Source organism: Pseudomonas sp. S31, assembly GCF_016648105.1.
In the GTDB taxonomy this organism is placed as follows: Bacteria; Pseudomonadota; Gammaproteobacteria; order Pseudomonadales; family Pseudomonadaceae; genus Aquipseudomonas.
In genome coordinates this window covers 76,159-84,109 of record NZ_JACVVE010000029.1, presented here as the reverse complement: position 1 = coordinate 84,109, position 7,951 = coordinate 76,159, and the positions used below count along the sequence as shown (strand labels likewise).

Genomic DNA, 7,951 nt, shown 5'->3' with positions numbered 1-7,951 from the left:
GGCGCCCTTGGCGTCCGAGCCATGGCACACCGAGCAGTTGGAGGCGAACAGGCGGCTGCCCATCTTCAACGCCTGCGGGTCCTTGGCCACTTCCTCGACGGGCATGGCCGCATACTTGGCGAAGATCGGCCCGAACCTGGCGTCGGCCTTGTCCATTTCCTTCTGCCACTCGTTGACTCCGGTCCAGCCGTTCTCGTAGCCGGGCAGGATGCCTTTCCAGTTGCCCAGGCCTGGGTACAGCACCAGGTAGCCGGCACCGAACACCAGGGTGCCGACGAACAGCCAGAACCACCAGCGGGGCAGGGGGTTGTCGTATTCCTCGATGCCATCGAAGCTGTGCCCCATGGTCTGGTCGGTGGTGTCGGTGCTCTGGCCCTTGCGGGTCGAGAGCAGCAGCCAGGCCAGGCCGATCAGGCTGCCGATGGTCAGTACGCTGACATAGGTACTCCAGAAGGTGGTCATTGCCGATTCTTCCTCATGGCAGGTTCTTGCCCGGCGGGGGGCAGGCGGTCGTCGACGAAGGGCAGCAGGCGTGCTTCGGCGAAGTCACGATCGCGGCGGCGGTTGAAGACCCACAGCGTCAGGCCGATGAAGGCGACCAGCACCACCAGGGTGCCCAGACCGCGGATCATGCCGATGTCCATTTCCATCGCATTCACCTCTTGTTCTTGATGATGGTGCCAAGGCCTTGCAGGTACGCGACGATGGCGTCCATTTCGGTCTTGCCCTTGACCGCGTCGCGGGCACCGGCGATGTCCTCGTCGGTGTACGGCACGCCGAGGGTGCGCAGGACTTCCATCTTCTTCGCGGTGTCCTTGCCGTCGAGCTTGTTCTCCACCAGCCAGGGGTAGGACGGCATCTTCGACTCGGGCACGACGTTGCGGGGGTTGTACAGGTGGGCGCGGTGCCAGTCGTCGGAGTAGCGCCCGCCGACCCGGGCCAGGTCCGGGCCGGTGCGCTTGGAGCCCCACAGGAACGGGTGGTCCCAGACGCTTTCACCGGCTACCGAGTAGTGGCCGTAGCGCTCGGTCTCGGCGCGGAACGGGCGGATCATCTGCGAGTGGCAACCGACGCAACCTTCGCGGATGTAGATATCGCGCCCTTCGAGTTCGAGGGCGGGGCGCGGCTTCATGCCTTCGACCGGTTTGTTGGTCACGTCCTGGAAAAACAGCGGGACGATCTGGGTCAGGCCGCCGATGCTCACGGCGAACACCATCAGCAGGGCCAGCAGGCCGACGTTCTTCTCGATGACTTCATGTTTCATCAGGCAGGTCTCCTCAAGCCAGCTGGGCATTCGCAGGTGCGGCGTCGAGCGCTGGCGAACGCACGGTGCGCCAGGTGTTCCAGGCCATCAGGAACATGCCGCTGAGGAAGATCGCGCCACCGACGAAGCGCACGACGAAGCCTGGGTGGCTGGCCACCAGGGTTTCCACGAACGAGTAGGTCAGCGTGCCGTCGCTGTTCACCGCACGCCACATCAGGCCCTGGGCGATGCCGTTGACCCACATCGAGGCGATGTACAGCACGGTGCCTATGGTGGCGAGCCAGAAGTGCGCGTTGATCAGGCCGATGCTGTACATGCGCTCCTTCCCGAACACCTTGGGAATGGTGTGGTACAGGGCGCCGATGGAGATCATCGCCACCCAGCCGAGGGCCCCGGCATGTACGTGGCCGATGGTCCAGTCGGTGTAGTGGGACAGGGCGTTGACCGTCTTGATGGCCATCATCGGGCCTTCGAAGGTGGACATGCCGTAGAACGCCAGCGACACCACCAGGAAACGCAGGATCGGGTCGCTGCGCAGTTTGTGCCAGGCACCGGACAGGGTCATCATGCCGTTGATCATGCCGCCCCAGCTCGGTGCCAGGAGGATCAGCGACATCACCATGCCCAGCGACTGCGCCCAGTCGGGCAGGGCGGTATAGTGCAGGTGGTGCGGGCCGGCCCAGATGTACAGGGTGATCAATGCCCAGAAGTGGACGATCGACAGGCGATAGGAATACACCGGCCGCTCGGCCTGCTTGGGCACGTAGTAGTACATCATCCCGAGGAAGCCTGCGGTGAGGAAGAAGCCCACGGCGTTGTGGCCATACCACCACTGCACCATCGCGTCGGTGGCGCCGGCATAGAGCGAGTACGACTTGGTCAGGCTGACCGGCAGTTCCAGGTTGTTGACCACGTGCAGCATGGCCACGGTGAGGATGAAGCCGCCGAAGAACCAGTTGCCCACGTAGATATGCTTGGTGTTGCGCTTCATCAGCGTGCCGAAGAACACGATGGCGTAGCTCACCCAGACGATGGTGATCAGGATGTCGATCGGCCATTCCAGCTCGGCGTATTCCTTGGAACTGGTATAACCCAGCGGCAGGGTGATGGCCGCCAGCAGGATCACCAGTTGCCAGCCCCAAAAGGTGAACGCGGCCAGGCCCGGTGCGAACAGGGTGGTCTGGCAGGTGCGTTGCACCGAATAATAGGAGGTGGCGAACAGGGCGCAGCCGCCGAAGGCGAAGATCACCGCATTGGTATGCAGGGGGCGCAGGCGGCCGAAGCTGGTCCAGGGAAGGTCGAAGTTCAGGGAAGGCCAAGCCAATTGGGCGGCGATGAAGACGCCGAGCCCCATCCCGACGATTCCCCACACCACCGTCATGATGGCAAATTGGCGGACCACCTTGTAGTTATAGGCGGTACTGCTGGTTGTGTTCATGTATGGGTTTCCATCCACGGTTATTTTTGGCAGGCGTTACAGCGAGGCAAGCATGATTAATGGGCCAAGTGCCGGTATTGACGGGGATCAATGGGCGCAGATCGCAAATGTCCCAGGCTTGCGCTGCGATCCGCCGCGAAATCAGGCGGATAGCCGGGTTTCGGGGTGTCTGATCCTGGCCCACGGCGCGGGGGCGCCGATGGACAGCGGGTTCATGCAAGAGATGGCGCGAAGGCTGGCGCAGCAAGGCGTTGCGGTTGTTCGGTTCGAGTTCCCGTACATGGCCGAGCGGCGCGTCGGCGGCGGCAAACGGCCGCCCAATCCGCAGAAGGTGCTGCTCGAGCACTGGCGCGAGGTGTACCGCCAGGTGCGACCCCTGGTCGCAGGCAAGCTGGCGATTGGCGGCAAGTCGATGGGCGGGCGCATGGCCAGCCTGCTGGCCGACGAGCTGGGTGCCGATGCGTTGGTGTGCCTGGGGTATCCGTTCTATGCCGTGGGCAAGCCGGAGAAGCCGCGGGTCGAACACCTGGCAGGGTTGCGTACACCGACCTTGATCGTGCAGGGCGAGCGGGATGCGCTGGGTAACCGCGAGGCGGTGCAGGGGTATGCGTTGTCACCTGCGATCGAGGTGAGCTGGCTGGTAGCGGCGGATCATGACCTGAAGCCGCTGAAGGCGTCGGGGTTCAGCCATGAGCAGCATTTGCAGGCGGCGGCTGAGAAGGTGGCGGCGTTCTTGCGGGGTTGACGGCGGCGCCATCGCCGGCGTGCCGGCGATGGGCTCGGGGCAAGCTGGTGCTTAGTCGCGGTACTCGCACAGGTAGGCGGTGTCCACCTTCACCTGCAGCTGGAACTTGCTGTCAGCCGGCACGTTGAACTGGCTGCCGGCGGTGAAGGTTTCCCAGTTGTCGCTGCCGGGCAGCTTCACGGTCAGGGCGCCGGATACCACGTGCATGATTTCGCGCTTGGCGGTGCCGAACTCGTATTCACCCGGGGCCATCACACCGACGGTTGCCGGGCCTTCTTCGCCCGCGAATGCGATCGACTTGACGGTGCCGTTGAAGTACTCGTTGACCTGGAACATGGGCGACTCCTGAACTGTTGGATGAGCATGGGGGATGAAAAAGGCTGGCCAGTATGCCCAAGGCCATGGGAGCCGTCATCTGCTTTCAGGTGTCCCCGACTTCGAAGGCGGGCAGGCACAACGGCAGCAGCCGCGCCGTGTTGCGTGCATCCTCCAGGGCGCGATGCTGCTGCCCGCAGAACTGCATGCCGGCCAGCTGCAAGGCGCCATTGAGCCCGGCCGGCCGTTGCAGGTGGCGGGCCTTGGCGAAACGTTGCTTGAGGTTGATGTGGGGCAGGCCGCGCAGCAGGCTGTCGACTTTGTGCCGCTGCCATTCCTGCAACAGTTGCTGGCGGTCGTAGTCGCCCCAGCTGACCCAGGCGTGCAATTGCCCCGGGTGGTGCCCGAGCCAGCGCTCGAAGCAGGCCGATACCGCGCCGAAGTCGTCGGCGGCGTCGACGTCGGCCTGACTGATGCGGGTCAGTTCGCGGCAGAACGGGGTCAGCTGTGGCCGTCGCCGGGGCCGCACGAAACGCTGGAAGTGCTCGACTTCTCGGCCCTCGCGGGTTACCAGGCTGGCGCCGATTTCAATGATTTCCATCTCCGTGACTGGCCAGCCACCTTCGTCGGTGGTGGCCTCCAGGTCGATCACCAACCAATGGCCCATACCAGGCTCCCTTGCAGATCCTGCTAGAGCGTAGCCAAAACCTGGCGCCTCGGCATCCCTGTGGCAGATTGCCTTCATTTTGGCATGGCCAGCAGTTGTGCCAGCTCGGGAAAACGCCTAGCTTAGTCGCATCCAGGCATGAACCGTGATGAGCGTCCGTCTTGACTCCAGCACCCGGCCTCAAGGCCCTGTCCACTCTGCTGATGCTGGCCGCTACATGGCTGGCGGCACCGGCCTGGGCCGCCGAGGCGGTCGAAGTCAAGATTGGCGCCGCGCATTTCCCGCCGTACACCGTGCGTCCCGAGCAGGGGGCCGACACGGGCCTGCTGCCACAACTGGTCGAGGCGCTGAACGCGTTGCAAGGTGGCTATCGTTTCATCCTCGTGCCCACCTCCATCCAGCGGCGCATCGGCGATTTCCAGCAGGGTCGCACCGACATGGCGATCTTCGAGAACCCGCAGTGGGGCTGGCAGAAGATCCCGCACCAGACCGTGGACATGGGGTTGGAGGATGCGGAAGTGTTCGTGGCGAAGAACGCCAATGGCCATGACCAGCACTATTTCGATGACCTGCGTGGCAAACGTTTGGCCCTGTTCAACGGCTACCACTACGCCTTCGCCAACTTCAATTCCGACCCGGCCTACCTGCGCCAGGCTTTCGATGCGACCCTGACCTATTCCCACGACAGCAACCTGCTGATGGTCCAGGCCGGGCGGGCCGATATTGCCCTGGTCACCCGTTCGTACCTGAGCGATTTCATGGTGCGCAACCCTGGCAGCCTGGATCAGTTGCTGGCTTCCGAGCGTATCGACCAGGTCTATCACCACTATGCGTTGCTGCGGCCTGGTGCGCCGATCAGCGACAAGGCCTTTGCCGAACTGCTGCGCCACCTGCGCGATACCGGGCAACTGGCGCGAATCTTCCAGCCGTACCGGATCACCGTACAGGTCCCGAACGACTAAATTGCGTTGTCGTGGCGACGTTTCCAGGTAAATCCTTCTTCTTTTACCTGTGAGCCATGACCATGCCGTTCGATGCCGCTGCGCCGCCCCTGTCACCGCCCCGTTGGCAGGACTTGCGCGCCGACGAGACTGACCGCCAGCTGAGCCTCACCCTTGAGGGCCGGCCCCTGATCCAGATGCGCCTGGTACCAGGTGCCACCTTGCAGGTGCATCTTGTCAGCCTGTGCCCGGAACGTGCGCACCAGGCCCTGTGGGCGGCGTGTTACTGGCTGTTGTCGCGCGACCCAGGGCGCCAGCGGCTGGCCTGGCACCTGCCTGCGCCAGTCGCCCAGGCGACGGTGGCCCAGGCCCTGGCCAGCGGGCTGTTGCTGGCGGCAGGAACGCCCGGTGTGTACCTGTGCGAGCGCACGTTGTTCTGGCAGTTGCCGCAGCCCTGGCTGGGCACCTCTGCCAGCGGCGTCTACCCGCAGCAGATGCAGCTCAGCGAGGGCACGCGCCATCCGCGGCGCCCGCCCAAGCCGGCAGGGGAGGTGTACCGCCGATTCGATGCCCGCCTGGGCAGCTGGGTGTCGTTGCGCACGCTGGAAATCGACCGCGATCTCGAGCGTTTCAACCGCTGGCAGAACAACCCTCGGGTGGAAGCGTTCTGGCAGGAAGGGGGATCGCTGAATCAGCACCGCGAGTACCTGGCCAAGCTCGAGGCCGACCCTCGTACCCTGACCCTGATTGGCTGCTTCGACGATGAGCCATTCGCCTATTTCGAGGCGTACTGGGCCAAGGAGCACGGTATCGCACCGTACTACACGGCCGACGACTACGATCGCGGCGTTCACATGCTGGTCGGAGAGGAGTCGCACCGTGGCCCGCACAAGGTGGCCAGCTGGCTGTCGGCGCTGGTCCACTACCTGTTCCTCGACGACCCGCGTACCCAGCGGGTGGTGGCCGAGCCACGTACCAGCAATGGCAAGATGATCGGCTACATGCACGACCAGTGCTTCCATTGTGAAAAGGAGTTCGATTTTCCGCACAAACGTGCAGCGCTGATGATCCTCGGTCGCGAGCGCTACTTCGACCACTGCAAATTGGCCTAGTGGGGCGTTCAGCCCTGCCGGCCGGCGATCTTGCGGCAATGCACCAGGGCATCGCGGATCATGAAGTTGACCAGGGTCGGCGAGACACCCAGTTCCTTGGCGATGTCCTTCTGCGGCACACCGTGCAGGCGATACATTTCGAAGGCATAGCGGGTGCGCTGGGGGAGGTCGTTCAAGGCGTCGGCGATGCCTTCGAGGGCGGCCAGGTTGATATGGGTGGCCTCCGGCGAGGCGTTCTGCAAGACCACGTTCAGGCCTTCCTCTTCGCTGCCGGAGTACTTCAGCTCCATTGCCTGCTTGCGGTAGTGATCGATCGCCAGGTTGCGTACGATCTGGAACAGGTAGCTGAGCTGGGCCTTGAATGACGAGGTTATCTGCGGGGCTGCGCTCAGCCGGAAGAACGCATCCTGCACCACATCCTCGGCGCGCGAGCGGCAGCCCGTGATGCGCGCCGCGATCTTGACTAGAATGTTGCGGTGGTCGACAAACGCCTGGAGTAACGGTGAATCGCACTTACTTGTGGATGATTGTTCCGCCATGGAAGTCACCTAGTCTCGAGTAGAAAGGGGAGCGCCCTGGGCCGGGAAGCTCCCTACGACGTGCGACAAACTAGGCAATATGATAACCATTGTCAAATACGAAAGATAATTGGTTTCTATTGATTACCGTTCTAAGGGCCTCTCGACAGTGGTTGCCAAACAGGGGCGTACTTATCGTTTGCCGAGGATTTTCCCCAGCATCTCGGGCTGCGGTGCCCCTTGCTGGGTTTGCAGGTTGCCCTGTTCGTCCTGATAGAAGATCGCCGGCGTCGCCTGCAGCCCCAGCTCCTCGAGCAACGCCATGTTCCCTGCGAGCTTCGCCTGCACCGCCTCTGGTATCTGGTCCAGCGCCTTGAGCGTACTGGCCTTGCCGGCCTTCTCATGCTGCGCCAGCGCCTTGGCCGGGTCATTCGCGGCCAGGAGCGCCGCCGATTTGCCTGGGCTGTCCTCGCGAATGATGCCGACCATGATGTGACGCAACTGCACCTTGCCCGACTCGACCCAGGGCCGCGCCTGCTGCCAGAACATGTTGCAGTACGGGCAGTTCGGGTCACTGAACAGGTACACCACGCGTGGGGCATCGGCCTTGCCATCGGCGATCCAGGCGGTCTTCTCCATCTTGGCCCAGACGGCCTTGCTCATCGGTGCGTAGACCAGTTTTTCCAAGGGCTCGGCGCTCAGGTCGCGGCCTTGCTCGTCGAACAGGCTGCCCACCAGGACATGCTTGCCGTTGGGCGTGAGGTAGAAGGCGATGCCGTTGTTGCGATACTCGGCGGCATAGCCGCGCATGCCATCGGGGGCGTCGAAGCTGCCTTTGATCACGGCGCCCTTGGCTTGCAGTTGCTGGATCGCCTTGGGCAGTTCCTCGGCCTGCAACTGCGGGGTGGCCAGGGCGGCCAGGGTCAGGGGGAGCAATGCAGTCAAGCGCAT

At 63.5% G+C, this 7,951-nt stretch carries 11 protein-coding genes; 3 read left to right on the top strand and 8 right to left on the bottom strand.

All coding sequences use genetic code 11. The features are described 5' to 3' along the window. From IAE37_RS20300 to ccoN, 4 genes are all read right to left on the bottom strand, one after another. A partial coding sequence (locus tag IAE37_RS20300; RefSeq protein WP_328822762.1) for a cbb3-type cytochrome c oxidase N-terminal domain-containing protein occupies window positions 1–462 on the bottom strand: 462 nt, incomplete at its 3' end. Next, complete coding sequence (locus IAE37_RS20295; protein ID WP_201176372.1) at window positions 459–650, bottom strand: cbb3-type cytochrome oxidase subunit 3; 192 nt, start codon at window positions 648–650, stop codon at window positions 459–461. The genes IAE37_RS20295 and IAE37_RS20300, both read right to left, overlap by 4 nt. A 5-nt stretch (window positions 651–655) precedes the next feature. After that, entirely contained in the window at window positions 656–1,264 is a 609-nt protein-coding gene (gene ccoO, locus IAE37_RS20290; protein WP_201176370.1) for a cytochrome-c oxidase, cbb3-type subunit II, read from the bottom strand. A gap of 13 nt (window positions 1,265–1,277) precedes the next feature. Further along, entirely contained in the window at window positions 1,278–2,702 is a 1,425-nt protein-coding gene (gene ccoN / locus IAE37_RS20285; RefSeq protein ID WP_201176359.1) for a cytochrome-c oxidase, cbb3-type subunit I, read from the bottom strand. Window positions 2,703–2,754: 52 nt separating this feature from the next. Between ccoN and IAE37_RS20280 the strand changes: the two genes are divergently transcribed. Beyond that, on the top strand, window positions 2,755–3,447 hold the full coding sequence (locus IAE37_RS20280) for an alpha/beta family hydrolase (protein WP_236410066.1): 693 nt from the start codon (window positions 2,755–2,757) through the stop codon (window positions 3,445–3,447). 51 nt (window positions 3,448–3,498) lie between these two features. On the opposite strand, the gene ppnP is transcribed toward IAE37_RS20280, so the two are convergent. Together ppnP and IAE37_RS20270 are read right to left on the bottom strand one after the other, a co-directional pair. After that, entirely contained in the window at window positions 3,499–3,783 is a 285-nt protein-coding gene (ppnP, locus tag IAE37_RS20275) for a pyrimidine/purine nucleoside phosphorylase (protein ID WP_201176353.1), read from the bottom strand. 85 nt (window positions 3,784–3,868) lie between these two features. Further along, complete coding sequence (locus tag IAE37_RS20270; RefSeq protein WP_201176351.1) at window positions 3,869–4,429, bottom strand: exonuclease domain-containing protein; 561 nt, start codon at window positions 4,427–4,429, stop codon at window positions 3,869–3,871. Between the two features lie 161 nt (window positions 4,430–4,590). On the opposite strand from IAE37_RS20270, the gene IAE37_RS20265 reads away from it, so the two are divergent. Together IAE37_RS20265 and IAE37_RS20260 are read left to right on the top strand one after the other, a co-directional pair. Then, a complete protein-coding gene (locus tag IAE37_RS20265) occupies window positions 4,591–5,391 on the top strand; it encodes a substrate-binding periplasmic protein (RefSeq protein ID WP_201176350.1) in 801 nt (266 codons plus the stop codon). A 62-nt stretch (window positions 5,392–5,453) separates the two neighbouring features. Then, window positions 5,454–6,482 carry a GNAT family N-acetyltransferase gene (locus IAE37_RS20260; RefSeq protein WP_201176349.1) on the top strand — a complete coding sequence of 343 codons (1,029 nt, stop codon included), beginning with the start codon at window positions 5,454–5,456 and terminating at the stop codon, window positions 6,480–6,482. Between the two features lie 8 nt (window positions 6,483–6,490). Here the strand turns inward: IAE37_RS20260 and IAE37_RS20255 are convergent, their stop codons facing one another. After that, a complete protein-coding gene (locus IAE37_RS20255) occupies window positions 6,491–7,021 on the bottom strand; it encodes an RNA polymerase factor sigma-70 (RefSeq protein ID WP_201176347.1) in 531 nt (176 codons plus the stop codon). A 171-nt stretch (window positions 7,022–7,192) separates the two neighbouring features. Then, a complete protein-coding gene (gene dsbG, locus IAE37_RS20250; RefSeq protein WP_201176343.1) occupies window positions 7,193–7,951 on the bottom strand; it encodes a thiol:disulfide interchange protein DsbG in 759 nt (252 codons plus the stop codon).